Origin of the sequence: Azospirillum sp. TSH58 (assembly GCF_003119115.1) — a bacterium.
In the GTDB taxonomy this organism is placed as follows: Bacteria; Pseudomonadota; Alphaproteobacteria; order Azospirillales; family Azospirillaceae; genus Azospirillum.
In genome coordinates, this window is sequence record NZ_CP022364.1 from 335,764 (window position 1) to 359,783 (window position 24,020).

Consider the following 24,020-nt stretch of genomic DNA (forward strand, 5'->3'; position numbering starts at 1 on the left):
GCGCGCCGGACGGATGCCGTACACAATTCGTTACACAGCGCCGGAGCAACGCCGCAGGACCGCTAGAAAATCACGTTCAAAACAGCCTCTTGGTTTCGTCGTACAGAAATCGTTACAGCGTACATGGATGTTTACAGATACGCCCGTCGTGGTACTCTCGATCCCTCCACCGGGGAGAGCCATGCGCATCGACGTCCTGTTCGCCGACCGGGTCGGCATCGCCCACGAAATCCTGGCCGTCCTTGCCAAGCGGCGCCTGAACGTCGTGGCGGTCGAGGTGGACCCGCCGCACATCCACATCGACGCGCCGGAACTGGACGTGCCGGGCTTCGGCGCGCTGGACGCCGCCCTGCGCGCCGTGCTGGGCGTGGAGTCCGTCACCCCCATCGACATCCTGCCCGGCACGCGGCGGCGTCTGCATCTGGACGCGCTGCTGGCCGCCCTGCCCGACCCGGTTCTGGCGGTGGACCGCGCGGGCCGCATCGTGGTCGCCAACGCCGCCGCCGCGACGGTCGCCGGGCGCAGCGAGGCCGCTCTGAGCGGCGCCGATTTCGGCCGGCTGTTCGGCGACGCGGAGCTGTCCGACCTGCTGGTGGACAACGGCTTCCGCCTCGCCGCCGGGCAGGAGGTCACGCTGAACGGCCAGCCCTTCCTGCTGGACGCCACCCCCATCGTCGAGGACGGGCGTCCCGCCGGCGGCGTGGTCACCCTCTTCGCGCCGAGCCGGCTGGGCGAGCGGCTGAACGCCCTTCAGAACTTCGACGAGGGCGGCTTCGACCGCATCCTGGGCGAGTCCGCCCCGATCCGCGCGCTGAAGGCGCGGGCGGCGCGGGTCGCGGCGGTCGACGCGCCGCTGCTGATCCTGGGCGAGACGGGCACCGGCAAGGAACTGATCGCCCACGCCTGCCACCGCGCCAGCCCGCGCCGCGACAAGCCATTCCTGGCGCTGAACTGCGCCGCCGTGCCGGAGAGTCTGGCGGAGAGCGAGCTGTTCGGCTACGCCCCCGGCTCCTTCACCGGGGCGCAGCGCGGCGGCAAGCCCGGCCTGCTGGAACTGGCCCATGGAGGCACCGTCTTCCTCGACGAGATCGGTGAGATGTCGCCCTATCTCCAGGCCAAGCTGCTGCGCTTCCTCAACGACGGGCGGTTCCGCCGCGTCGGCGGCGACCGCGAGCAGACGGTGGATGTGCGCGTGGTCAGCGCCACCCACCGCGACCTCGACGCCATGGTCGCCGGGCACAGCTTCCGCGAGGATCTGTTCTACCGGCTGAACGTGCTGTCGCTCCAGGTCCCGGCTCTGCGCGAGCGCGGCGACGACATCCTCCTGCTCGCCCGGCACTTCATCGCCCGCGCCTGCGCCCAGGCCCGCCGGCCACCCTGCCGGCTGACCGTCGCGGCCAGCGCCGCCCTGCTCGCCAACCCCTGGCCGGGCAACGTCCGCCAGCTGGAGAACGTCATCTTCCGCGCGGTGACGATGAGCGACGGCGCCTATCTCGACGCCGCCGACCTGGAACTGGCCGGTGCGCGCATGGACGCCGAGACCGGCGGCGAGCCCGCCGAGCCGTCGAGCTGGGACGAGGCGGCGGCGGCCTTCGAGCGCGGCCTGCTCCGCCGCCTCTACCCGCGCTACCCGTCCAGCCGCAAGCTGGCCGCCCGGCTCCACACCTCGCACACGATGATCGCGAACAAGCTGCGCAAGTACGGGATACCGGACGGAAGCTGATCGCCGCGCGTCAGATGCGCGAGCGCTCCGCCTTGCTGTAGTTGCTGAAATGGCCCTCCGCGGCGGCGGCGCGGCGGGCCGTGTTCAGGAACTTGTCGGCCTTGGTGTCCGGCGCGATGCGCGCCACCTTCCGCTCCAGCGCCGCCGACCCGCAGGAGGCGCAGACGGGCGTGTCCGACGAGCGCACCAGCGCTTCAAAGTCGTGGTCGCAGGCGGTGCAGTGGTAGGAATAGAGCGGCATGGGAATCCTCACACGGGTCGGGAACCAGGCGCACCCATCATATCACGCAATTTTCTTATGGGTATAGCGCAGTGCAGCATTCGCACGCCGCCGGTCCATTCTGCGTTAGGATGCTTGCACGAAGAATGAAGGAGGAACGGGTGATCTACGCCTTCAACGACAAGGTCCCGCAACTGTCGCCCCAGTGCTGGGTGGCCCCCAGCGCCACCGTGGTCGGCGACATCCTGCTGGAGGAGGACGTGTCCGTCTGGTGGGGCGCGGTCATGCGCGCCGAGGAGGAGCGCATCCACATCGGCGCCGGCAGCAACGTCCAGGACAACGCCGTCCTCCACGTCGATCCCGGCTTTCCTCTGCTCATCGGGAAGAACGTGACCATCGGCCATCTGGCGATGGTGCACGGCTGCACCGTGGGCGACGGCAGCCTGATCGGCATCGGCGCCACCGTCCTCAACGGCGCCCGCATCGGCCGCGACTGCCTGATCGGCGCCCACGCCTTCATCGCCGAGGGCAAGGAGATCCCCGACCGGTCCCTGGTGCTCGGCGCGCCGGGCAAGGTGGTGCGCACGCTGTCGGACGAGGATGTGGAACGCATGCGCGCCCCCGCCGCCGTCTACCAGGAGCGGTGGAAGAGCTACGCCAAGGGGCTGCGCCCCATCACCGTTCCCGGCACCGTTCCCAGTCAGCCCTGACCGGAGCCGGCGTGGGGCGCCCTCAGGCTCCGGCGCCTTTGATGAAGAAGTACAGGGTCAGCCCCACGCCGATCGACACCACCACCCACTTCATCACGTCGCGGCTGACCCGTTTCGCGGCGTGGGCACCGGCGTAGCCGCCGACGATGGCCGACACCGCCATGACGGCGGTTTCCGGCCAGGACACCGCGTCGGACAGGCAGAAGGCCGCCACCGCCGCGCCGTTCATCAGCGCGGCCAGCAGGATGCGCAGCCCGTTCATGGCGTGGATGTCGCGCAGGCCGAACAGGGTCAGCGCCGCCAGCATCAGGAAGCCGATCCCACCGCCGAAATAGCCGCCGTAGATGGCGATGACGAACTGGACGACCAGAACGGAGCGCCCCCCCAGCCGCAGCCGGGCGGCCAGCGCCGGCATGAAGCTGCCGACCGCGAAGACCGCCGTCGCGAACAGCAGCAGCCAGGGCACCAGCCCGGCAAAGGCGCGGTCCGGCGTGGTCAGCAGAAGAATGGCCCCGACCACCCCGCCGACGAGGCTGACCACGGAAAAGGCGGTGACGCTGACCTCCGTCACCCCCCGGATCTCGTTGCGGTAGGCCCAGGCGCTGGCCATCTGGCCGGGGAACAGAGCGACGGTGCTCGACACGTTGGCGCTGACCGGCGGCACCCCGGCGAACAGCAGCGCCGGAAAGGTGATGAAGGCCCCACCTCCGGCGACGGCGTTGAGAACACCGGATGCGAACGCCGCGACCATCAGCAGCACCATGGCAACCATCGGACACCCACCCTCCAGTCACTCTTCGTATTTGGCATGCCAGCGATCGTTGTGGGCACCCTGACAATCGCCATAGGCTTGGCGGAGAAGGCATCGCCGCCCCCTCACAAAAACGCGACTCTGCTGATTGTTTGCCATATTAGCTATTGACGGACTCTGGCATCTGGTATACCAAATATCCATCGCCTGCCACTGCCCGATGCCCAGGTGCCGCCGACGGCCTTCGACCGGCCCGACGCGGTCCCGCCGGTCAAGCTCCGGTCCCCCGCGGGGGTCTCCGTGCAGGGCGCGCTTACGCAACCCGCTGTCTGGTGGAGGGCTCGCCATGAAAGTCGCCGACATTCTTCGGACCAAGGAATCCCGCGTCGTCACCGTCCGTTCCGGCGAAACCATCGAGGAGGCGATCCGGCTGATGCGGTCGGAAAACATCAGCGCCCTGGTGGTCAAGGACGTCTGCCGGACGGAGGGCAACGCCGTGGCCGGCATGCTGTCGGAACGCGACGTCGTCTACGCGCTGCTGGAGCGCGGCGCTTCCGTCCTGAAGACGCCGGTCTTCATGCTGATGTCGCGCGCGCCCCAGACCTGCTCGCCCGACGACAGCCTCGTCCACGCGCTGGAACTGATGGACCGCCACCACATCCGCCACCTGCCGGTGCTCGACGGCTCCACGCTGGTCGGCGTCGTCAGCGCCCGCGACTTCACCAAGCTCCAGCTCACCGAGATGGTCGCCCACACCCAGCCGCCGGCGCAGGAAACCCCGGTCTACGCCCACTGACCGGGTCGCCCACACCGCAGAGAAAAGGCCCGCCGTCCCATCGGACAGCGGGCCTTTTTCATGACCGACCAACCATCACTCGCCGGCGTCCTCCGCCCAGCGCAGCAGCAGCGCCACGGCTTCCGGCGGTTCGGGGCGGATCATCGGCACGCTGCCCAGGATCACATGGCCGGCCCCGCCGTCCACGGTGATGATCTCACCGGCCCGGACGGTCACCTCGCCGACGGTCATCACGCCGGCCGCCGGATCGACGCGCAGCATCCGGGCTCCGGTGACGCAGGGCAGCCCCATGGCGCGGGCGACGGTGGCGGCGTGGCTGGTCGCTCCGCCGCGGGCCGTCACCACGGCGCAGGCCACCTGCATGCCATGCACGTCGTGGGGGGAGGTTTCGGGCCGGCACAGAACCACCGCCACGCCCTCCGCCGCCAGCCGGACCGCCTCGTCCGACGTGAAGACGGCGGCGCCCGTCGCCGCGCCGGAGGACGCCGGCAGGCCGCGGGCGATCACCTCGCGGGGGGCGTCCGGATGGGGAATGGGACGCAGGCTGTCCGCCAGCGCCGGCAGGTCGGCGCGCCGCACCGCCTCGGCCCGCGTGATGATGCCGGCCTGCGCCATCTCCGTGGCGATCCGCACGCCCGCCTCCGGGGTCCGCTTGCCGGCGCGCGACTGCAGGATGAACAGGCGCCCCTGCTGGACGGTGAATTCGATCTCCTGCATGTCGCCGAAATGGCGCTCCAGCCGGTCGGCGATGCCGCCCAGCTCGGCGAAGGCCTCGGGGGCGACCGATTCCAGGGAGGCGTCGGCGCCAGCCAGCGGCCCCGGCGTGCGCAGCCCCGACACGATGTCCTCGCCCTGCGCGTCGGCCAGGAACTCGCCGCACAGCACGGCCTCGCCGGTGGACGGGTCGCGGCTGTGGGCGACGCCGGTGCCGGAGGCGCTGCCGCGGTTGCCGAACACCATCGCCTGCACGGTCGCCGCGGTGCCCCAGTCGTCGGGGATGCCGTGCACCGCCCGGAAGGCCACCGCGCGGGCGTTGCTCCAGGAGCGGAAGATCGCCCCGATGGCGGCGAAGAGCTGGGTCCGCGCGTCCTGCGGGAAGGGCTCGCCCGCCTCGCGCTCGATCACCTCACGGTAGGCGGCGGCCACGGCGCGCCAGTCGGCGGCGTTCAGGTCGGCGTCGCGGGCCAGCCCGCGCGTCTCCTTGTAGGCGTCGAGCGCCGCGTCGAAGACGTGGGCGCCGACCCCCTGCACCACCGAGCCGTAGGTCTGGATCAGGCGGCGGTAGCAGTCGTAGGCGAAACGGGCGTCGCCGCTGCGCGCCGCCAGCCCCTTCACCGTCGCGTCGGTCAGGCCGAGATTCAGGATGGTGTCCATCATGCCGGGCATCGAGGCCCGTGCGCCGGACCGCACGGACACCAGCAGCGGGTTCACCGACCCGCCGAAGCGCGCGCCCGCGACGCTTTCCAGCCGGGTCAGCGCCTCCTCCACCTGGGCCGTCAGCCCGCTGGGGAAACCGCCCTGTCCGGCGCGGTGCCGGCGGCTGGCCTCCGCCACGATGGTGAAGCCCGGAGGCACCGGCACGCCCAGCCGGGCCATCTCGGCCAGCCCGGCGCCCTTGCCGCCCAACTCCGCCAGCATGCCGCCATGCCCCTCCGCACCGCCGCCGCCGAAGGCGTAGACCCACCGTTGTCCAGTGGCCCGCTGTCCAGTGGCCGCCGGCAGAGCCGCGTGCCCGGCAACCACGGCGGCACCGACGGCGATGGCGCCGCTGGCGTCGGTGGAGCCTTGGATGATGGACTGGTGGAGCATGGACCTATCCTCGCGTCGGCGTGGTGTTCAGGCACCCTGTGGACATGAACGGAAAATTTCTCCGGTCAAACCGATATCTTATTTCCTTATAATGCCACTTTACGAACTGAGTGCAATGCACAAATAGTCGCATTTGCGACGATAACGCTTCGGCGGTGAAAAAAGGCACGGGAAATTCCGCATAGCGGAATTTTAGGCGAATTGTTGCCCGGAAATTCGGGTTGGGAATGCGCGACGGCCCCAGGCGATCAGCCCAGCCGCGCCTGCTCCAGCGGGACCTGGGTCAGGGGGTAGCCAAGCCCGTCCGGGATGCACAGCGCCGGCCCCTCGGGGGTGTCGGCGGGACGGGGCAGGATGGGCGTCAGGGGGTGGAAGCGCGCGGCCTCCTCCATCGCGTGGCGCACCGTGCGGCAGCCGGCGAGACGCAGCAGGTTCATGCGGGTGGCGAAGACCAGCGACAGCCGTTCCGCCTCCGCTTCGGCCAGGATGGCCTCCGGCGTGCCCCAGAATCCGGCGACCGCTTCCACCCCATCGACCACCGCGGTCTGTCGCGGCGGGGCTTTGGCGAGGAAGAACAGGGTGTCGTAGCGCCGCCACACGCTCTCCGGCGTGAGCCAGCGGGCGAAGGGCACCAGCGCCGCGACGTCCGGCTCCAGCCCCGCCGCCAGCAGCCGGCCCAGGAAGGTCCCGCCCGACGCGCTGCGCAGCCCGTCGAGAAGGGCGGCGTCCACCGTGCCGCCGGCCAGCAGGAGGCCGCACTCCTCGAACGCCTCGCGGATCGCAGCCATCCGCTGCGGCATGTCGTCGGTCAGCGGCAGGGACAGGTCCCGCCAGGGCAGCTCGCTGTCCTCCGCGTCCAGCCGGCCGCCGGGAAACACCGTGGCGCCGGGCGCGAAGCGAAGGTCGCGGTGGCGCTGGATCATGAAGACCTCCAGCCCGTCCACGCTGTCGCGCAGAAGGATCAGGCTGGCGGCGGAAAGCGGCTCGACAGGCGTGTTCATGGCATCGTCCTGGCTGATCGCGGGCGTCCAGTGTCCGCCCGCGGCTCACCCCCGGTCAAACCAACCGTGTGACTTCCCGCTATGTGGAAAAGCCATAGCGCCGGTTTGACCCCCGCCCCGCCCCGGTCGCAGCATCGCCCCAGCACCACCCAGTCATTGTCTAGTCATCGCCCTCTCAGGAGGCCCGCGCCATGCAGCGCAACCGCAGCACCAAGATCGTCGCCACTCTGGGGCCGGCCAGCTCGACCTACAGCCAGATTTTCGCCCTCGCCGAGGCCGGCGTGGATGTCTTCCGCCTGAACGCCAGCCACGGCACGCAGCGCGACCACGCCGAACGCTACCGCCAGATCCGCGCGGTCGAGGAGACGGTCGGGCGCCCCATCGGCGTGCTTCTCGATCTTCAGGGTCCGAAGCTGCGCGTCGGCACCTTCAAGGAGGTGGCGGTGATCCTGGCCGGCGGCGACCGCTTCCGCCTCGACCTCGATCCCACGCCGGGCGACCGCACCCGCGTCTGCGTCCCGCATCCGGAGATCTTCGCCAGCCTGGAGCCGGGCCACGAGCTTCTGCTGAACGACGGGCGCATGCGCCTGCGCGTGCTGAGCTGCGGCCCCGACCACGCCGAGACCGAGGTCATGGTCGGCGGCACGCTGTCCGACCGCAAGGGCATGAACGTCCCCGGCACCACGCTGGCCCTCAGCGCCCTGTCGGAAAAGGACCGCAGCGACCTGCAGTTCGGCCTGACGCTGGGCGTGGACTGGATCGGCCTCAGCTTCGTGCAGCGGCCCGAGGACATCCTGGAGGCGCGCGCCCTGATCGGCGACCGCGCCCACATCATGACCAAGGTGGAGAAGCCCGCCGCCCTGCCCCGGCTGGAGGAGATCATCGCCCTGTCGGACGCGGTGATGGTGGCCCGCGGCGACCTCGGCGTGGAACTGCCGCCGGAGGACGTGCCCGGCTTGCAGAAGCGGATGATCCGTCTGAGCCGCGCCGCCGGAAAGCCGGTGATCGTCGCCACCCAGATGCTGGAATCCATGATCACCGAGCCGACGCCGACGCGCGCCGAGGCGTCGGACGTGGCGACCGCCGTCTATGACGGGTCTGACGCCGTGATGCTGTCGGCGGAATCCGCGTCGGGCAAGCACCCGGTGGAGGCCGTGGCGATGATGGACCGCATCATCCGCCGGGTGGAGCGCGATCCGCTCTACCGCCGCATCATGGACTCCGAGCATCCGAGCCCGGAGGCGACCACCCCGGACGCCCTGTCCGCCGCGGCGCGCCAGATCGCCGAGACCATCTCGGCCGCCGGCATCGCCACCTTCACCAGCACCGGCTCCACCGCGCGGCGCGCCTCGCGCGAGCGGCCGACCGTGCCGATCCTCGGCCTCAGCGCCGAACGCGGGACCGCCCGGCTGCTGTCGCTGGCCTGGGGGGTCCATCCGGTCTGGACCGCCGACGTGGCGAATTTCGCGGAAATGGTCGAGCGGGCCAGCCTCGTCGCCGCCCAGGAGGGCATCGGCGCCCCCGGCCAGTCCCTGATCGTGACAGCGGGCGTCCCCTTCGGAACGCCCGGCACCACCAACAGCCTGCGCGTGGTCACGATCACCGCGAACGGGCTGAACAGCGTGACGACCGCGCAGCTCCACGAGCCGGCCTGACCCCCGTGTCCGTGCCCTTCCCCCCTCACCGGGGGCGGGGCACCCTCACTCCAGGAAGTCGCCCCTCACTCCAGGAAGTCGCAATGCTTCTCGACGTGCGCCGCCAGACCGAGCGTGTGGTCGCGGATCAGGTGTTCGGCCTGATCGACGTCGCGGCGTTCCAGGGCCTTGATGATTTCCTTGTGGTCGTTGATCGACCGCTCCGCCCGGTTGTCCTGGCCGATGGTCAGCTTGCGGATGGCGCGGATGTGGATGAACAGGTTGTCGGTCATCTCCTGGATCAGCTTGGAGCCGCTGAGCCGGATGATGCTCTTGTGGAAGGCGATGTTAGCGTCGGAGTATTCGTTGACATGCTCCTTGGGGTTCCGCATCTCGAAGTTGCGGAAGAGATCCCACAGGGTGCGGATGTCCTCGTCGGTGGCCTGCGTGGCGACCATCCGCCCGGCCATGCTTTCCAGCGCCGCCCAGACCTGGATCATCTCGACGATCTCGGCCTTGGTCTTGCGGATGACGAAGATGCCCCGGCGCGGCTGGAGGCGGATGAACCCCTCCTGCTCCAGCAGGGTCAGCGCCTCGCGGATCGGCGTCCGGCTGACGCCCAGCAACTCGCTGAGCTGCCGCTCCTCAAGCCGGATCTCGTCGTTATGGTCGTAGATGTCCATTTGCGAGATGGCTTGCTTCAACGCGTGGTACGCCTGGCTGCGGAAGGTCGTTCCGGTGTCGAGCGGCTGGACGTTGATCGGCGGAGGGTTCATGGTCGGCACCGTTCCTCAATGCTGGCCGTCCGGAAGCACCCCAGTGTGCGCCGGCCCGGTCGTGCGAAAGGCATCGCATCGTTTTCGTATATGAGATACCAGATGCACATTTCGGGCTGAAAAGTCCAGGACCACGATAAGGATAGGGTGGTTCCGCCCGCCCCTCGTCCTTACGGTTGTCGGCCTTTCAAGGCCTTGAGCAGATCGGGCAGGCTGTCCGGAGTCCGCATCACCGTGCCCATGACCGCCACTCCGGCGGCTCCCGCGGCCAGACAGTCACCGATGTTACCCGACTCCACGCCGCCGAGCGCGATGATGGGCAAGGGAGCGTCCGCGGCCAAGCGTCTCAGCCCCTCCGCCCCGAGCGGCGGACCGTAGCCCGGCTTGCTCGGCGACGGAAAAACGGGCGACAGCGTGACGTAATCGGCCCCGCCCGCCGCGGCGCGGCGAATCCCCTCCGCGTCATGCGCCGAAAGACCGACCAGCGCGCCGGGGCCGAGCCGCTGCCGAGCCGCCGCCACGTCGGCCCCCTCCGGCAGATGAACCCCGTCCGTCCCGGCGGCCAGCGCGAGATCGGGGTCGCCGTGCAGCGTGACCAGCGCGCCCCAGGGCCGCGCCCGTTCGACCAGCGTGTGGGCCAGGGCGATCTGCCGGGTTCCGTCCAGATCCTTTTCGCGCAGCGACAGCCAGCGCAGGCCGCCGGCGAACAGGCGCGCCGCCAGATCCGGCAGGGGCTGCGCCGCCTGCCGCCGGTCCGTGATCGCCAACAGGCGGGGACTCGGGATCGCCATCATCCGCTCACGATGACAGCGCCATCGGGACTGTGCAAGTGCAGCATAATCTCTGGCCTTGCCGTGAAGGACTGCCCCGTTCGGCGCGATTTCCATCACGCGGAAAGGATTCGCCAACACTTTGCCAATAGCCGCCCCGCTGATGAAAGCTCAATCCAACGCAACCGCGACCCGTTACGCGAGGGAGGAGACCAAGCCATGGCTAGGATGATGGCGATTGAAGCGGCGGTGCATGTCCTGGAAAAAGAAGGCGTGTCCGTTTGCTTTGGCGTCCCCGGAGCGGCCATCAATCCGTTCTACGCGGCGCTGCAACGCAACGGCCGCATCGGCCACGTTCTTGCGCGCCATGTCGAGGGCGCGTCGCATATGGCCGAGGGCTACACGCGCGCCAAGGCCGGCAACATCGGCGTCTGCATCGGCACCTCCGGCCCCGCCGGCACCGACATGATCACGGGCCTCTATTCGGCCTCCGCCGACTCCATTCCGATCCTGTGCATCACCGGCCAGGCGCCGCGCGCCCGCCTGCACAAGGAGGATTTCCAGGCCGTGGACATCCCGTCCATCGCCAAGCCGGTCGCCAAGTGGGCGGTCACCGTGCTGGAGCCGGGGCAGGTTCCCTACGCCTTCCAGCAGGCCTTCCACCTGATGCGCTCCGGCCGGCCCGGCCCGGTGCTGCTCGACCTGCCGATCGACGTGCAGATGGCGGAGATCGAGTTCGATCCCGACTCCTACCAGCCCCTGCCCACCTACAAGCCGGCGGCGAGCCGCGCCCAGGTGGAGAAGGCGCTGGCCATGCTGAACGCGGCGGAGCGTCCGCTGCTGGTGGCCGGCGGCGGCATCATCAACGCCGACGCCAGCGACCGTCTGGTCGAGTTCGCCGAGATCGCCGGCCTGCCGGTCATCCCGACCCTGATGGCCTGGGGCGCCATTCCGGACGACCATCCGCTGATGGCCGGCATGGTCGGTCTGCAGACCGCCCACCGCTACGGCAACGCCGCCATGCTGGCGTCCGACTTCGTGCTGGGCATCGGCAACCGCTGGGCCAACCGCCACACCGGCTCGGTCGACGTCTACACCAAGGGCCGCAAGTTCGTGCATGTGGACATCGAGCCGACCCAGATCGGCCGCGTCTTCGCGCCGGACCTGGGCATCGTGTCCGACGCCGGGGCGGCGCTCGACCTCTTCATCGAGGTGGCGAAGGAGTGGAAGGCCGCCGGCAAGCTGCGCGACTGGTCGGAGTGGGTGAAGACCTGCCAGGTCCGCAAGCGCTCCATGCTGCGCAAGTCCGATTTCGCCAACGTGCCGATCAAGCCGCAGCGCGTCTATCAGGAGATGAACAGCGCCTTCGGCGAGGACGTCTGCTACGTCTCGACCATCGGCCTGTCGCAGATCGCCGGCGCGCAGTTCCTGCACGTCTACAAGCCGCGCCATTGGATCAACTGCGGTCAGGCCGGCCCGCTCGGCTGGACCCTGCCGGCGGCGCTCGGCGTGCGGGTGGCCGATCCGAAGCGCAAGATCGTCGCTCTGTCCGGCGACTACGACTTCCAGTTCCTGATCGAGGAGCTGGCGGTGGGCGCGCAGTTCAAGCTGCCCTACATCCACGTGCTGGTGAACAACAGCTATCTCGGGCTGATCCGGCAGGCGCAGCGCGCCTTCCAGATGGACTTCCAGGTCCAGCTCTCCTTCGAGAACATCAACGCCCCGGAGATCGGCGTCTACGGCGTCGACCACGTCGCGGTGGCCGAGGGTCTCGGCTGCAAGGCCATCCGCGTCACCGACCCGGACAACCTGCAATCCGCCTTCGCCCAGGCGCAACAGTGGATGGACGAATTCCAGGTCCCGGTGGTCGTCGAGGTCATCCTGGAGCGCGTCACCAACATCGCCATGGGCACGGAGATCAACAACATCACCGAGTTCGAGGAGGTGCTGGACGTGCCTGCGGACGAGCCGGAGCTGGTGCGGGTCTGATCGGCAGCCGGTTGCCCCAATCCCCTTCCCCGCCCAGCGGGGGAGGGTCAGGGTGGGGGCGAGCGGCTCCGCCAGATCCACAGTTCCGCAGGGTGAAAAAGCGCCACCCCCGCGTTGACGCCTTTCCCCGCCGTCCCCGATCCTGAGCCAAACGGCCAAGCCCGAAACGAACATCCGGGAGAGAGACATGCCCAAGTTCGCCGCCAACCTGACGATGCTCTACAACGAGCTGCCCTTCCTCGACCGCTTCGCCGCGGCGGCGAAGGACGGCTTCACCGGGGTCGAGTACCTGTTCCCCTATGCCTTCGAGAAGGAGGCGCTGGTCGAGCGGCTGGCCGCCAACCGGCTGACCCAGGTCCTGCACAATCTGCCGGCGGGCGACTGGGACGCGGGCGAGCGCGGCATCGCCGTCCTGCCGGACCGCGTGGGCGAATTCCAGGACGGGGTCGGCCGCGCCATCGAATACGCCACGGCGCTGGGCTGCAAGCAAATCAACTGCCTCGCCGGCAAGGCCCCGGCGGGCGTGGCGGCGGACGCGCTGGAGCGCACCTTCGTCGACAACCTGTCCTTCGCCGCCAAGGCGCTGAAGCAGGCCGGCATCCGCTTCCTGATCGAGCCGATCAACACCCGCGACATTCCGGGCTTCCACCTGACCAACACCGCGCAGGCGGAACGGATCCTGGAGGCTGTCGGCTCCGACAATCTCTTCATCCAGTACGACGTCTACCACATGCAGATCATGGAGGGCGACCTCGTCCCGACCATCCAGCGCCTGCTGCCGAAGATCGCGCATGTCCAGATCGCCGACAACCCGGGCCGCAACGAGCCGGGCACCGGCGAGATCAACTACCCCTTCGTCTTCGCGGCGCTCGACCGGATCGGCTACGACGGCTGGGTCGGCTGCGAGTACAAGCCGGCCAAGGGGACCAGCGAAGGGCTGGGCTGGATGCGCGCCGCCACCCCCGGCGAGACCGTCGCCGCCTGATGGCCGCCGCCTGATGGCCACCGCCTGATCGCCCACCCCTTTTCGACCGCCCGAACACAGAAGATTTGAGGACACAGCCATGAACGTTGGATTCATCGGTCTCGGCATCATGGGCCGCCCCATGGCCGGTCATCTGGCCGACGCCGGCCACACCCTGTTCGTCTACGACATCAACCCGGCCCCGGAAGACCTGCTGGCCAAGGGCGCCACGGCCTGCGGCTCCAGCCGCGAGGTGGCGCAGAAGGCCGACATCGTCTTCACGATGGTCCCCGACACCCCCCATGTGCAGGCCGCCCTGTTCGGCCCGGACGGCGTCGCCGAGGGCCTGTCCGCCGGCAAGATCGTGGTGGACATGTCGTCCATCTCCCCGATCGAGACGAAGGTCTTCGCCCAGCGCATCAACGAGCTGGGCTGCGACTATCTCGACGCCCCGGTGTCCGGCGGCGAAGTCGGCGCCAAGGCCGCCTCGCTGACCATCATGGTCGGCGGTCCGGACAAGGCCTTCGAGACGGTGAAGCCGCTGTTCGAGAAGATGGGTAAGAACATCACTCTGGTCGGCGGCAACGGCGACGGCCAGACGACGAAGGTCGCCAACCAGATCGTCGTCGCCCTGACCATCGAGGCGGTGGGCGAAGCGCTGCTGTTCGCGTCCAAGGCCGGCGCCGACCCGGCGAAGGTCCGTCAGGCCCTGATGGGCGGCTTCGCCTCCTCGCGCATTCTGGAGGTGCATGGCGAGCGCATGGTCAAGCGCACCTTCGATCCGGGCTTCCGCATCGAGCTGCACCAGAAGGACCTGAACCTCGCCCTGTCCGGCGCCCGCGCGCTCGGCGTGTCGCTGCCCAACACGGCGACCTGCCAGGAGCTGTTCAACGCCTGCGCCGCCCAGGGCGGCAAGGCCTGGGACCACTCCGGCATGGTCCGCGCGCTGGAACTGCTCGCCAACCACGAGATCGGCCAGAACCACCGCGTGACCGAACCCGCGGAGTGAAGCCGGCATGCCTGCCCCCTCTCCCCTCCGCTCACGCGCAGACGAAGTCTGCGCTGACGCGAAAGGCGGACCTCTGGTCCGCCGAAAGCGGGGAGAGGGTTGGGGTGAGGGGGGTGCGCTTTTGCCGGACGCATCACCTCGCACATCCCCTCGCCCTCCCCTCTCCCCGGAGGGGAGAGGGTAACCATTGCCCCCCGCGCCAAATCCGTTAGCATTCCCAGCACATGAGGACCGGCGCCGGTGAACGGCGCGGCTCAGGGAAGGGACAGAACCAGACCATGACGACCACCGATCCCCGCGCGCTCCTGACCGACATGTTCCGCGCCGCCGTCGCCTCGGCGCAGCCGGCGCTGTGCGTGCCGCCGCATCTTCCGGAACCGCCGAAGGGCCGAACGGTCGTCGTCGGTGCCGGCAAGGCCGCGGCCTCCATGGCGAAGGCGGTGGAGGATCACTGGAAAGGGCCGCTGTCCGGTCTGGTCGTCACCCGCTACGGCCACAACGTGCCCTGCGAGCGGATCGAGGTGGTCGAGGCGTCGCACCCCGTGCCCGACGAGGCCGGGCAGCAGGCCGCCCGCCGCATCCTCGACATCGCCGCGTCGCTCGGCCCCGACGACCTGATGCTCTGCCTGATCTCCGGCGGCGGCTCCGCCCTGCTCGCCCTGCCGGCGCCGGGCATCAGCATGGCCGACAAGCAGGCGGTGTCCAAGGCGCTGCTCCGCTCCGGCGCGAACATCACCGAGATGAACTGCGTGCGCAAGCACCTGTCCGCCATCAAGGGCGGGCGGCTGGCCGCGGCGACCAAGGCGCGGGTGGTCTCGCTGGTCATATCCGACGTGCCGGGCGACGACCTGTCGGTGATCGCCTCCGGTCCCACCGTGCCGGACCCGACCAGCTACGCCGACGCTCTGGCCGTGCTGGAGAAGTACGGCATCACCCCGCCGCAGCCGGTCATGGACCATCTGCTGGCCGGGCGCGACGAGAGCCCGAAGCCCGGCGACCCGCGGCTGGAGCGCGTCAGCACGATCCTCGTCGCCACCCCGCAGATGGCGCTGGAGCGCGCGGCGGAGGTCGCCCGCAAGGCCGGCGTCACCCCGGTCATCCTCGGCAACGCGCTGGAGGGCGAGTCGCGGGAGGTCGCGCTCGTCCATGCCGGCATCGCCCGCCAGATCGTCGAGCATGACCAGCCGGCGGCCAAGCCCTGCGTCCTGCTGTCCGGCGGCGAGACCACGGTGACCGTGCGCGGCAAGGGTCGCGGCGGCCGCAACGCCGAATTCCTGCTGGCCCTGACCGTGGCGCTGGACGGGATGAAGGGCGTCCACGCGCTGGCCGCCGACACCGACGGCATCGACGGGACGGAGGACAACGCCGGCGCCCTGCTCGCCCCCGACACGCTGGCCCGCGCCGCCGAGGCCGGCGTCAACGCCAAGGAGCGGCTGGCCGACAACGACGGCTACAGCTTCTTCAGCGCGCTCGGCGACCTGCTGGTGACCGGGCCGACCCTGACCAACGTCAACGACTTCCGGGCGGTTCTGGTCCTGTGAGCGACATCTGAGGCCGGGGCGGGCGCCGCCGGCCAACTTAATATATCACTTATGGCCAGGGCGGCGCCCGCTCACGAAAATTTGTTGATGACTCCACGGATTATCCGCCACACTCACCGTCAAGGCATCACGAATATGGCGTCTGGCATGCCACAGGCATGCAACCGGATTGCCCCGTTCGAAGGATAAAGCGAAGCGGTCGGGCACCGAACGCACCCCGCGCGCGCCAGGACAAGAACGAGAAAGCGGACCATCCGGGAGGAACCATATGCGCCAAACCGGTGCGCGGAGCGCCCTGCCAGTCGGCGGGCGTTGGATGCAGTTGCTTGCCGGCGTCATCTGCATGTCGATGATCGCCAATCTCCAGTACGGGTGGACCCTCTTCGTCGAACCCATCGACGACAAGCACGGCTGGGGCCGTGCGGCCATCCAGGTGGCCTTCACCATCTTCATCGTCACCGAAACATGGCTGGTGCCCGTCGAGGGCTGGTTCGTCGACCGCTTCGGCCCGCGGATCGTCGTGCTGTTCGGCTCGGTGCTCTGCGCCGCCTCCTGGGCGCTGAACGCGGTGGCGGACTCGCTGCTCGTGCTCTACGTCGCGGCGGCCATCGGCGGCATCGGGGCGGGCGCCGTCTACGGCACCTGCGTGGGCAACGCGCTGAAATGGTTTCCCGACCGGCGCGGTCTGGCCGCCGGAATCACCGCGGCGGGCTTCGGCGCCGGCTCCGCCCTGACGGTGGTGCCGATCGCCACGATGATCGAGACCTCGGGCTACGAGGCGACCTTCATGGCCTTCGGGCTGGGCCAGGGGCTGGTCGTCTTCGCGCTCGCCTGGCTGCTGGTGGCGCCGCCCTCCGCTCCCATCGCCCGCGGCGGCTTCGCCGCCCCGCCCGCGCAGCGGCAGTACACGCCGAGCCAGATGGTCCGCACCCCGGTCTTCTGGGTCATGTACGCCATGTTCGTGATGGTGGCCGGCGGCGGGCTGATGGCGACGGCGCAGCTCGGCCCGATCGCCCAGGATTTCGGGCTGGCCCACGCCCCGGTCAGCATCCTCGGACTGACCCTGCCCGCCCTGACCTTCGCCCTGTCGATCGACCGGGTGCTGAACGGGCTGACCCGCCCCTTCTTCGGCTGGGTGTCCGACCACATCGGGCGCGAGAACACCATGTTCATCGCCTTCGCCATCGAGGCGGTCGGCATCGTCGCGCTCAGCCTCTACGGCCGCGACCCGGTGGCCTTCGTGCTGCTGACCGGTCTGGTCTTCTTCGCCTGGGGCGAGATCTACAGCCTGTTCCCGGCCTGCTGCGCCGACACCTTCGGCTCGAAGTTCGCGGCGAGCAACGCCGGGCTGCTCTACACCGCCAAGGGCACGGCGGCGCTGCTGATCCCCTTCGCCAACATCATCGCCGACGCGACGGGAAGCTGGCACGCCGTCTTCCTGCTGGCGGCCGCGGTCAACGCGCTGGCCGCCGTGCTGGCCCTGTTCGTCCTGCGCCCGATGCGCAACCGCATGGCCGCCGAATCGCACGGCGCGCCGGGCGGCCGGCGCGTGACGGCCAAAGCGTAACGGCCAAAGCGTGACGGCCATGTCCTGACGCTCACTTCCCCACCCCCCGCCGGGGAAGGAGCCGAAGCGAGGGGGCGCCCGCAAGGGCGTCCCCTTTTCGATTCAGTTGTTACTCCGCCGCCTGCCCCTCCTCCAGATAGATCTCCCCGCCCTTGGCGCGGAAGCTCTCCGACATCTCGGCCATGCCGGAGTTGGCGTATTCCCGCACCTCCTGCGTGATCTTCATCGAGCAGAACTTCGGCCCGCACATCGAACAGAAATGCGCGACCTTCGCCCCCTCCGCCGGCAGGGTCTGGTCGTGGAAGCGCTCCGCCGTCTCCGGGTCGAGCGACAGGTGGAACTGGTCGCGCCAGCGGAACTCGAAGCGGGCGCGCGACAGGGCGTCGTCCCGCTCCTGGGCGCCGGGATGGCCCTTGGCGAGGTCGGCGGCGTGGGCGGCGATCTTGTAGGTGACCACGCCCACCTTCACGTCGTCGCGGTCCGGCAGCCCGAGATGCTCCTTCGGCGTGACGTAGCAGAGCATCGCCGTGCCGAACCAGCCGATCATGGCGGCGCCGATGGCGCTGGTGATGTGGTCGTAGCCCGGGGCGATGTCGGTGGTCAGCGGCCCGAGCGTGTAGAAGGGCGCCTCGCCGCACAGCGCCAGCTGCTTGTCGACGTTGGCCTTGATCTTGTGCATGGGCACATGGCCCGGCCCCTCGATCATCACCTGCACGTCGTGCTTCCAGGCGATCTTGGTCAGTTCGCCCAACGTCTCCAGCTCGGCGAACTGGGCGGCGTCGTTGGCGTCGGCGATGGAGCCGGGGCGCAGCCCGTCACCCAGCGAGAAGGCGACGTCGTATGCCTTCATGATCTCGCAGATCTCCTCGAACCGCTCGTAGAGGAAGCTCTCGCGGTGGTGGGACAGGCACCATTTCGCCATGATCGAGCCGCCGCGCGACACGATGCCGGTGGTGCGCTTGGCGGTCAGCGGGATGTGCGCCAGACGGATGCCGGCGTGGATGGTGAAATAATCCACCCCCTGCTCCGCCTGCTCGATCAGCGTGTCGCGGAAGATCTCCCAGGTCAGGTCCTCGGCCTTGCCGCCGACCTTCTCCAGGGCCTGGTAGATCGGCACGGTGCCGATGGGGACCGGGCTGTTGCGCAGGATCCATTCGCGGGTGGTGTGGATGTTGCGGCCGGTGGACAGGTCCATCACGGTGTCCGCGCCCCAGCGGATCGACCAGACCATCTTGTCCACCTCCTCCCCCACCGAGGAGGCGACGGCGGAGTTGCCGATGTTCGCGTTGATCTTGGTGAGAAAGTTGCGGCCGATGATCATCGGCTCCGATTCGGGGTGGTTGATGTTGGACGGGATGATCGCCCGCCCGCGCGCCACCTCGTCGCGGACGAACTCCGGGGTCACATGGTCGGGGATGGAGGCGCCGAAGTCGTCGCCGTCCCGCGCCGCCGCCTCGGCCAGCCGCTGGCGGCCCAGATTCTCGCGGACGGCGATGTACTCCATCTCCGGCGTGACGATGCCGGCGCGGGCGTAGGCCATCTGCGTGACCGCCCGGCCCGGCTTGCCGCGCAGCGGACGGCGCCCGGCGCGGTCGAAGACGGGCACGGCGCGCGTCTCGCCGGCGCGCAGCCCGTCGTCCTCCGGACGGACCTCGCGGCCCTCATAGGCCTCCACGTCGCCGCGCGCCTCGATCCAGGAGCGGCGCAGCTCCGCCAGGCCGCGGCGGATGTCGGTCTGCACGGCGGGGTCGCTGTAGGGGCCGGAGGTGTCGTAGACGCGCACCGGCGGCTCGCCGCCGCCGACATGGATGTCGCGCATGGCCACGCGCAGGTCGGGGAAGCGCTCCCCCGCCACATGGACCTTGCTGGACGACGGCAGCGGGCCGGTCGTCACCGAGAAATGGTCGGAGGGCGCGGGCTTTTGGGAAGCGGGGGGAAGTGAGTCGGGCATCTGCTGTGGATCTCCATCGCACATAGGATCGTTGGAGACCCGGGTGTGACGGAGCGGCAGAACGGACGACCGGAGCGGTCCCCATGGAGGGGTGCGCGATGGGATGCGCGTGACCGTGGCCCGTTTGTTCCTGTCCCTACGCCGGTACGACCCGGATCAGGTTCAAAGGGTTCGGCGCCTTACGGCATCATCTCAGCCCCGTGTTATGGGGCTCCCCTTGGAACGTCGCCATGCTGAACGATCCGCCCCACCCACGTCAACGCTATTCACGGCGAATTCCACCCCACGGATGCAATTGGCGCGACTCTGGTATCCATTATCTGGTATACAAAATCCTATTGCGCAGCCTGAGCCGGGCCGCTATGCTGCATCACAACAAGAAACAAAGCCCCCTCCCGAGTGCCCGGAGCCCGTCCCATGCTCGAATCCCAGATGATCGCCTTCGTCGCCCTGGCCGGCCTGATGGGCCACGGCCTCACCCTGCTGATGCGGGAGGACGACGAGTGGAACGCCGATCCGCAGGACGGGCAGCCGGACGGCCTCTGGTCGTCGGACCGCTTCAACCAGTCCGGCGAAGGCCACAACCGTCCCTTCTTCCTGGAATGAAAGAAGGCCGCCGCGCGGGGTGCGCGCGGCGGCCATAGTCCGAGATGAAGTCTTCCGAGATAAAGCGCCCGAGATACGAAACCTGAGACGACTTTGCGGGCCGATCAGTGGCCGGGCTGCACCGCCAGCCCCCCCGCACCCTGCTGGGCGGCGAGTTCTGCGTTGCGGGCATGGTGCTTGCGCAGCATGGGCCGCAGGACCGCGATGGCGCAGAAGGCTGCGATGAGGTCCATGGTGGCGCAGATGTAGAGCACGGTCGCCCAGGTGCCGGTGGCTTCCATCAGCAGGTTGCCCAGCGGGACCAGCAGGGCCGCGACGCCCTTGGCGCAGTAGAGCACGCCGTAGATCTTCGCCGCATGCTTGGTGCCGAAGGTGTCCGCCGAGGTCGCGCTGAACAGGCTGTACACTTCGCCCCAGGCCAGGAACACCAGACCCGACAGGATCAGGAACATGATCGGGTCGTGGCCGAAGCGGCTGAGCATCAGGATGCCGAGGCCTTCGAAGGTGAAGGCGATGAACATCGTCGCTTCACGGCCGATGTGGTCGGAGACGAAGCCGAACAGCGGACGGGAGATGCCGTTCATCACGCGGTCGAGCATCAGCGCGAAGGGCAGAGCCGCCATGGTGATGCCGAACAGGCTGATCGGGGCTTCCTTCACGCCCAGATCGTGGGCGATCACGCCGAGCTGGGCCACCGCCATCAGACCGCCGGACACGGTGCAGATGAACATGACCATCATGACCCAGAAGACCGGCGTCTGCAGCGCTTCCTTCAGCGTGTAGTCGCGGCGGGACTGCAGGACCTTGGTCGAGGCCTTCACCTGATCCTTCTGCGGGGCGCGCAGGAAGAAGGCGGCGATGATGATGATCGTGCCCTGCAGCAGGCCGAACCAGAAGAAGGTCGCCTGATAGCCCGAGGAGTGAATCATGTTGGCGATCGGCAGGATCGTCACGGCCGAGCCGGCGCCGTAGCCGCCCGCGGTCAGGCCGACGGCGAGGCCGCGCTTGTCCGGGAACCACTTCAGGGCACTGTTGACGCAGGTGGCGTAGACGCAGCCGACGCCGATGCCGCCGATGGCCGAACCGACATAGAGCATGCCGAGCGAGCCGGCGTAGCTGTCGATGATCCAGGAGAGGCCGGTCATCACGCCGCCGAAGGCGACGATGGCGCGGGGGCCGTAACGGTCGATGAAGTAGCCTTCGATGGGGGTCAGCCAGGTCTGGACGACGACGAAGACGGTGAAGGCGGTCTGGATCGAGGCGCGGGTCCAGCCATGGGTGGCCTGGATTTCCGGCACGAACAGCGTCCATGCATACTGGATGTTGGCCGCGGCCACCATGCAGACGATGCCGACGACGATCTGCATCCAGCGCGCGCCGTCGGAGATGGGCGCCTGCGAGCCGCCGGAACTGTTAAAAGCTGGCCTCTGGGATTCTGTCGATCCAACCATCATTCCCTCCCGTGGGATTGCGACGCTTTGATACCGGGCATGAGGGTCCCCTTGGGCGGCCGAGACGGCGCTTGAACGAGCGTCCGCATCGCCGCGTCATGGGCGGCCTTGTTCCGTGCCGATGTGAGTCATGGTTCAATGATGAGCTGGAGAGCCGGTCACGCCGTCCCTGCGTTCTTGGCGCTCCAGATACGGCATATGGTATGCCAGAGATATTATTGTTGGCAACACGAACTTTTGACGTGTCGCGCTTTTCATCCAAAAAATTTTCGGGCCTTCGAAAACCCGACGACCGGCAGGGTCCGATGCCCTTCCCTTCCGCCCAAACGCCGTTCTGTCCGGTGCCTTACGTGAGATAAGGAAAAAAATGGCCGTGCTGTTTCCAGCACGGCCAGTGATTTCGAGAGGCTCGCATAAATGCAGAGCAACAACCCGCCCGATACAAAGGGTGAAGCACCCTGTGCAAGACCAAGATGACTGGTCTGACCACTCGACGCAATGCCTCTTCGGCGGCTTTCCACATTGCGGAAACGGCCACTCGCCCCGCCAAATACACAAAAAAGAAAGCCGCGCCGTTGCCGGCGCGGCCAGTCACTTCGGGGGAACACCACAGCGACGAAAACGGATCAGCCCTTGAAGACCTTGAGCATGGTGGAACCCAGGCTCGCGGGGCTGTCGGCGACGGCGATGCCGACGGACTTCATGAACTCGATCTTGAAGTCCGCGGTGTCGTTGCCGCCGGAGATCACCGCGCCGGCATGGCCCATGCGGCGGCCCGGAGGCGCGGTGCGCCCGGCGATGAAGCCGACGACCGGCTTCCTGGTCCCGGAGTCGCGGATGAACTCCGCGCCCTTGACCTCGGCGTCGCCGCCGATCTCACCGATCATGATGATGCCCTCGGTCTCCGGGTCCTTCAGGAACAGCTCCAGGCTGTCCACGAAGTTGGTCCCGTTGACCGGGTCGCCGCCGATGCCGATGCAGGTCGTCTGGCCGAGCCCCGTCGCGGTGGTCTGCGCCACCGCCTCGTAGGTCAGCGTGCCCGAGCGCGAGACGATGCCGATCTTGCCGCGCTTGTGGATGTGGCCGGGCATGATGCCGATCTTGCACTCGTCGGGCGTGATGATGCCCGGGCAGTTCGGCCCGATCAGCCGGGTCTTGGAGTTGCCCAGCGCCCGCTTGACGCGCACCATGTCGAGCACCGGGATGCCCTCGGTGATGCACACCACCAGCGGGATCTCGGCGTCGATCGCCTCCAGGATGGCGTCCGCCGCGAAGGGCGGCGGCACGTAGATCACCGACGCGTTGGCGCCGGTCTTCTCGACCGCGTCGGCCACCGTGTCGAAGACCGGCAGGTCGAGGTGCCTGGTGCCGCCCTTGCCCGGGGTGACGCCGCCGACCATCTTGGTGCCGTAGGCGATCGCCTGCTCGGAATGGAAGGTGCCCTGGGCTCCGGTGAAGCCCTGGCAGATCACCTTCGTGTTCTTATCGACGAGAACAGCCATCTTACGCGGCCTCCTTCACGGCCTTGACCACCTTTTCGGCGGCGTCGGCGAGGTTGTCGGCCGACAGGATCGGCAAACCGGACTCGGCAAGGATCTTCTTGCCCAGCTCGACGTTCGTGCCTTCCAGACGGACGACCAGCGGAACGTGCAGATGCACCTCGCGGGCGGCCGCGACCACGCCTTCGGCGATGACGTCGCAGCGCATGATGCCGCCGAAGATGTTGACCAGGATTCCGCGGACATTGGGATCGGAGAGGATCAGCTTGAAGGCCGCGGTGACGCGCTCCTTCGTGGCGCCGCCGCCGACATCGAGGAAGTTGGCCGGCTCGCCGCCGTACAGCTTGATGATGTCCATGGTGCCCATCGCCAGACCGGCGCCGTTGACCATGCAGCCGATGTTGCCGTCCAGCTTGACGTAGTTCAGGTCGTGCTTGGCGGCCTCGACTTCCGCCGGGTCCTCTTCGGCGACGTCGCGCAGTTCGGCCACGGTCTTGTGGCGGAACAGGGCGTTGTCGTCGAAGGCCATCTTGGCGTCGAGCGCCAGGATCTCTCCGGCGCCGGTGACGATCAGCGGGTTGATCTCGACGATCGCGCAGTCCAACTCGGTGAAGGCGCGGTACATGGCGGTCAGGAACTTCGCCGCCGCCCCGACCTGCTTGCCTTCGAGGCCGAGCGCGAAGGCGACCTTGCGGGTGTGGTAGCCCTGGATGCCGGTGGCCGGGTCGACGGCGACCTTGACGATCTTCTCCGGCGTGTTGTGGGCGACCTCCTCGATCTCCATGCCGCCTTCGGTGGACGCCATGATGGTGACGCGGCCGGTGGCGCGGTCGACGAGCATGCCGAGATACAGCTCGCGCTTGATGTCGGCGCCTTCCTCGACGTAGAGGCGCTTGACCTCGCGGCCGTCCGGACCGGTCTGCTTGGTGACCAGCACATGGCCCAGCATCTCGCCGGCGTTCTTGCCGACCTCCTCGACGGACTTGACGACGCGGACGCCGCCCTTGCCCTCGGGGTTGTCCTTGAAGCGGCCGGCGCCGCGGCCGCCCGCGTGGATCTGCGACTTCACGACCCACACCGGGCCGCCCAACTCGCGGGCGACGGTCTCGGCCTCCTCGGGAGAGAACGCGACGCCGCCGCGGGGCACCGCGACGCCGTACGTCTTCAGCAGGCCCTTGGCCTGATACTCATGGATGTTCATGGCTGTCTTCGGGTGTTTAAAATGGAAGGGTGCGGGGCGCAGGCCGGCATCG

20 protein-coding genes and 1 riboswitch are annotated in these 24,020 nt (G+C 68.7%); of the genes, 10 read left to right on the forward strand and 10 right to left on the reverse strand.

Annotation, left to right across the window (positions count from 1 at the left end; translation table 11 throughout):
• The first annotated feature begins 181 nt into the window (after nucleotides 1–181).
• Complete coding sequence (locus TSH58p_RS05140) at nucleotides 182–1,723, forward strand: sigma 54-interacting transcriptional regulator (protein ID WP_109068341.1); 1,542 nt, start codon at nucleotides 182–184, stop codon at nucleotides 1,721–1,723.
• Nucleotides 1,724–1,733: 10 nt separating this feature from the next.
• On the opposite strand, the gene TSH58p_RS05145 is transcribed toward TSH58p_RS05140, so the two are convergent.
• Nucleotides 1,734–1,964: a zinc ribbon domain-containing protein gene (locus TSH58p_RS05145; RefSeq protein ID WP_035673472.1), complete on the reverse strand. Its 231-nt coding sequence runs from the start codon at nucleotides 1,962–1,964 to the stop codon at nucleotides 1,734–1,736.
• A gap of 140 nt (nucleotides 1,965–2,104) precedes the next feature.
• On the opposite strand from TSH58p_RS05145, the gene TSH58p_RS05150 reads away from it, so the two are divergent.
• Nucleotides 2,105–2,653, forward strand: a complete 549-nt coding sequence (locus TSH58p_RS05150; protein WP_371732438.1) for a gamma carbonic anhydrase family protein — start codon at nucleotides 2,105–2,107, stop codon at nucleotides 2,651–2,653.
• A 22-nt stretch (nucleotides 2,654–2,675) separates the two neighbouring features.
• Here the strand turns inward: TSH58p_RS05150 and TSH58p_RS05155 are convergent, their stop codons facing one another.
• Nucleotides 2,676–3,425, reverse strand: a complete 750-nt coding sequence (locus TSH58p_RS05155) for a sulfite exporter TauE/SafE family protein (protein WP_109068343.1) — start codon at nucleotides 3,423–3,425, stop codon at nucleotides 2,676–2,678.
• 325 nt (nucleotides 3,426–3,750) lie between these two features.
• On the opposite strand from TSH58p_RS05155, the gene TSH58p_RS05160 reads away from it, so the two are divergent.
• Nucleotides 3,751–4,200 (forward strand): CBS domain-containing protein, encoded by a 450-nt coding sequence (locus tag TSH58p_RS05160; protein WP_109068344.1) that lies wholly within the window; start codon nucleotides 3,751–3,753, stop codon nucleotides 4,198–4,200.
• 75 nt (nucleotides 4,201–4,275) lie between these two features.
• On the opposite strand, the gene TSH58p_RS05165 is transcribed toward TSH58p_RS05160, so the two are convergent.
• Both TSH58p_RS05165 and TSH58p_RS05170 read right to left on the reverse strand, forming a co-directional pair.
• Complete coding sequence (locus TSH58p_RS05165) at nucleotides 4,276–6,009, reverse strand: PEP/pyruvate-binding domain-containing protein (RefSeq protein WP_109068345.1); 1,734 nt, start codon at nucleotides 6,007–6,009, stop codon at nucleotides 4,276–4,278.
• A gap of 248 nt (nucleotides 6,010–6,257) precedes the next feature.
• Complete coding sequence (locus TSH58p_RS05170; RefSeq protein ID WP_109068346.1) at nucleotides 6,258–7,010, reverse strand: NUDIX hydrolase; 753 nt, start codon at nucleotides 7,008–7,010, stop codon at nucleotides 6,258–6,260.
• A 191-nt stretch (nucleotides 7,011–7,201) separates the two neighbouring features.
• On the opposite strand from TSH58p_RS05170, the gene pyk reads away from it, so the two are divergent.
• Entirely contained in the window at nucleotides 7,202–8,665 is a 1,464-nt protein-coding gene (pyk, locus tag TSH58p_RS05175) for a pyruvate kinase (RefSeq protein ID WP_109068347.1), read from the forward strand.
• Between the two features lie 65 nt (nucleotides 8,666–8,730).
• Here the strand turns inward: pyk and TSH58p_RS05180 are convergent, their stop codons facing one another.
• Together TSH58p_RS05180 and TSH58p_RS05185 are read right to left on the reverse strand one after the other, a co-directional pair.
• The gene (locus tag TSH58p_RS05180) at nucleotides 8,731–9,420 is read right to left on the reverse strand and encodes a GntR family transcriptional regulator (RefSeq protein WP_014240292.1); all 690 of its coding nucleotides are present in this window, start codon (nucleotides 9,418–9,420) and stop codon (nucleotides 8,731–8,733) included.
• Nucleotides 9,421–9,590: 170 nt separating this feature from the next.
• Nucleotides 9,591–10,187 carry a thiamine phosphate synthase gene (locus tag TSH58p_RS05185; RefSeq protein WP_247873856.1) on the reverse strand — a complete coding sequence of 199 codons (597 nt, stop codon included), beginning with the start codon at nucleotides 10,185–10,187 and terminating at the stop codon, nucleotides 9,591–9,593.
• Between the two features lie 222 nt (nucleotides 10,188–10,409).
• Between TSH58p_RS05185 and gcl the strand changes: the two genes are divergently transcribed.
• From gcl to oxlT (TSH58p_RS05215), 5 genes are all read left to right on the forward strand, one after another.
• Nucleotides 10,410–12,179, forward strand: a complete 1,770-nt coding sequence (gene gcl / locus TSH58p_RS05190; RefSeq protein WP_109068349.1) for a glyoxylate carboligase — start codon at nucleotides 10,410–10,412, stop codon at nucleotides 12,177–12,179.
• Nucleotides 12,180–12,366: 187 nt separating this feature from the next.
• The gene (hyi, locus tag TSH58p_RS05195) at nucleotides 12,367–13,164 is read left to right on the forward strand and encodes a hydroxypyruvate isomerase (protein WP_109068350.1); all 798 of its coding nucleotides are present in this window, start codon (nucleotides 12,367–12,369) and stop codon (nucleotides 13,162–13,164) included.
• Between the two features lie 79 nt (nucleotides 13,165–13,243).
• Nucleotides 13,244–14,152 (forward strand): 2-hydroxy-3-oxopropionate reductase, encoded by a 909-nt coding sequence (glxR, locus tag TSH58p_RS05200; protein ID WP_109068351.1) that lies wholly within the window; start codon nucleotides 13,244–13,246, stop codon nucleotides 14,150–14,152.
• Nucleotides 14,153–14,430: 278 nt separating this feature from the next.
• Nucleotides 14,431–15,693, forward strand: coding sequence for a glycerate kinase (locus TSH58p_RS05210; RefSeq protein ID WP_109068352.1), 1,263 nt, complete (start codon nucleotides 14,431–14,433; stop codon nucleotides 15,691–15,693).
• 268 nt (nucleotides 15,694–15,961) lie between these two features.
• Complete coding sequence (gene oxlT / locus TSH58p_RS05215; RefSeq protein WP_109068353.1) at nucleotides 15,962–17,260, forward strand: oxalate/formate MFS antiporter; 1,299 nt, start codon at nucleotides 15,962–15,964, stop codon at nucleotides 17,258–17,260.
• Nucleotides 17,261–17,369: 109 nt separating this feature from the next.
• Here the strand turns inward: oxlT (TSH58p_RS05215) and thiC are convergent, their stop codons facing one another.
• Complete coding sequence (gene thiC, locus TSH58p_RS05220; protein ID WP_109068354.1) at nucleotides 17,370–19,211, reverse strand: phosphomethylpyrimidine synthase ThiC; 1,842 nt, start codon at nucleotides 19,209–19,211, stop codon at nucleotides 17,370–17,372.
• A gap of 115 nt (nucleotides 19,212–19,326) precedes the next feature.
• Nucleotides 19,327–19,439: riboswitch (TPP riboswitch) on the reverse strand.
• 189 nt (nucleotides 19,440–19,628) lie between these two features.
• Here thiC and TSH58p_RS05225 point away from each other — a divergent pair.
• Nucleotides 19,629–19,817 (forward strand): hypothetical protein, encoded by a 189-nt coding sequence (locus TSH58p_RS05225; protein WP_109068355.1) that lies wholly within the window; start codon nucleotides 19,629–19,631, stop codon nucleotides 19,815–19,817.
• 104 nt (nucleotides 19,818–19,921) lie between these two features.
• Here the strand turns inward: TSH58p_RS05225 and oxlT (TSH58p_RS05230) are convergent, their stop codons facing one another.
• The 3 genes from oxlT (TSH58p_RS05230) to sucC form a co-directional block, all read right to left on the reverse strand.
• The gene (oxlT, locus tag TSH58p_RS05230; protein WP_247895515.1) at nucleotides 19,922–21,271 is read right to left on the reverse strand and encodes an oxalate/formate MFS antiporter; all 1,350 of its coding nucleotides are present in this window, start codon (nucleotides 21,269–21,271) and stop codon (nucleotides 19,922–19,924) included.
• Nucleotides 21,272–21,894: 623 nt separating this feature from the next.
• The gene (gene sucD, locus TSH58p_RS05235; protein WP_109469151.1) at nucleotides 21,895–22,770 is read right to left on the reverse strand and encodes a succinate--CoA ligase subunit alpha; all 876 of its coding nucleotides are present in this window, start codon (nucleotides 22,768–22,770) and stop codon (nucleotides 21,895–21,897) included.
• Between the two features lies 1 nt (nucleotide 22,771).
• Nucleotides 22,772–23,968, reverse strand: a complete 1,197-nt coding sequence (gene sucC / locus TSH58p_RS05240; RefSeq protein WP_109469152.1) for an ADP-forming succinate--CoA ligase subunit beta — start codon at nucleotides 23,966–23,968, stop codon at nucleotides 22,772–22,774.
• Nucleotides 23,969–24,020: the final 52 nt, after the last annotated feature.

Coding starts and splice junctions, on each gene's coding strand:
- hyi (WP_109068350.1), top strand. CDS start 12,367: ATGCCCAAGTTCGCCGCCAACCTGACGATGCTCTACAACGAGCTGCCC.
- oxlT (WP_109068353.1), top strand. CDS start 15,962: ATGCGCCAAACCGGTGCGCGGAGCGCCCTGCCAGTCGGCGGGCGTTGG.
- TSH58p_RS05225 (WP_109068355.1), top strand. CDS start 19,629: ATGCTCGAATCCCAGATGATCGCCTTCGTCGCCCTGGCCGGCCTGATG.
- gcl (WP_109068349.1), top strand. CDS start 10,410: ATGGCTAGGATGATGGCGATTGAAGCGGCGGTGCATGTCCTGGAAAAA.
- TSH58p_RS05155 (WP_109068343.1), bottom strand. CDS start 3,425: ATGGTTGCCATGGTGCTGCTGATGGTCGCGGCGTTCGCATCCGGTGTT.
- TSH58p_RS05180 (WP_014240292.1), bottom strand. CDS start 9,420: ATGAACCCTCCGCCGATCAACGTCCAGCCGCTCGACACCGGAACGACC.
- pyk (WP_109068347.1), top strand. CDS start 7,202: ATGCAGCGCAACCGCAGCACCAAGATCGTCGCCACTCTGGGGCCGGCC.
- oxlT (WP_247895515.1), bottom strand. CDS start 21,271: ATGATGGTTGGATCGACAGAATCCCAGAGGCCAGCTTTTAACAGTTCC.
- TSH58p_RS05165 (WP_109068345.1), bottom strand. CDS start 6,009: ATGCTCCACCAGTCCATCATCCAAGGCTCCACCGACGCCAGCGGCGCC.
- sucC (WP_109469152.1), bottom strand. CDS start 23,968: ATGAACATCCATGAGTATCAGGCCAAGGGCCTGCTGAAGACGTACGGC.
- TSH58p_RS05145 (WP_035673472.1), bottom strand. CDS start 1,964: ATGCCGCTCTATTCCTACCACTGCACCGCCTGCGACCACGACTTTGAA.
- TSH58p_RS05160 (WP_109068344.1), top strand. CDS start 3,751: ATGAAAGTCGCCGACATTCTTCGGACCAAGGAATCCCGCGTCGTCACC.
- TSH58p_RS05170 (WP_109068346.1), bottom strand. CDS start 7,010: ATGAACACGCCTGTCGAGCCGCTTTCCGCCGCCAGCCTGATCCTTCTG.
- TSH58p_RS05140 (WP_109068341.1), top strand. CDS start 182: ATGCGCATCGACGTCCTGTTCGCCGACCGGGTCGGCATCGCCCACGAA.
- TSH58p_RS05210 (WP_109068352.1), top strand. CDS start 14,431: ATGACGACCACCGATCCCCGCGCGCTCCTGACCGACATGTTCCGCGCC.
- sucD (WP_109469151.1), bottom strand. CDS start 22,770: ATGGCTGTTCTCGTCGATAAGAACACGAAGGTGATCTGCCAGGGCTTC.
- thiC (WP_109068354.1), bottom strand. CDS start 19,211: ATGCCCGACTCACTTCCCCCCGCTTCCCAAAAGCCCGCGCCCTCCGAC.
- glxR (WP_109068351.1), top strand. CDS start 13,244: ATGAACGTTGGATTCATCGGTCTCGGCATCATGGGCCGCCCCATGGCC.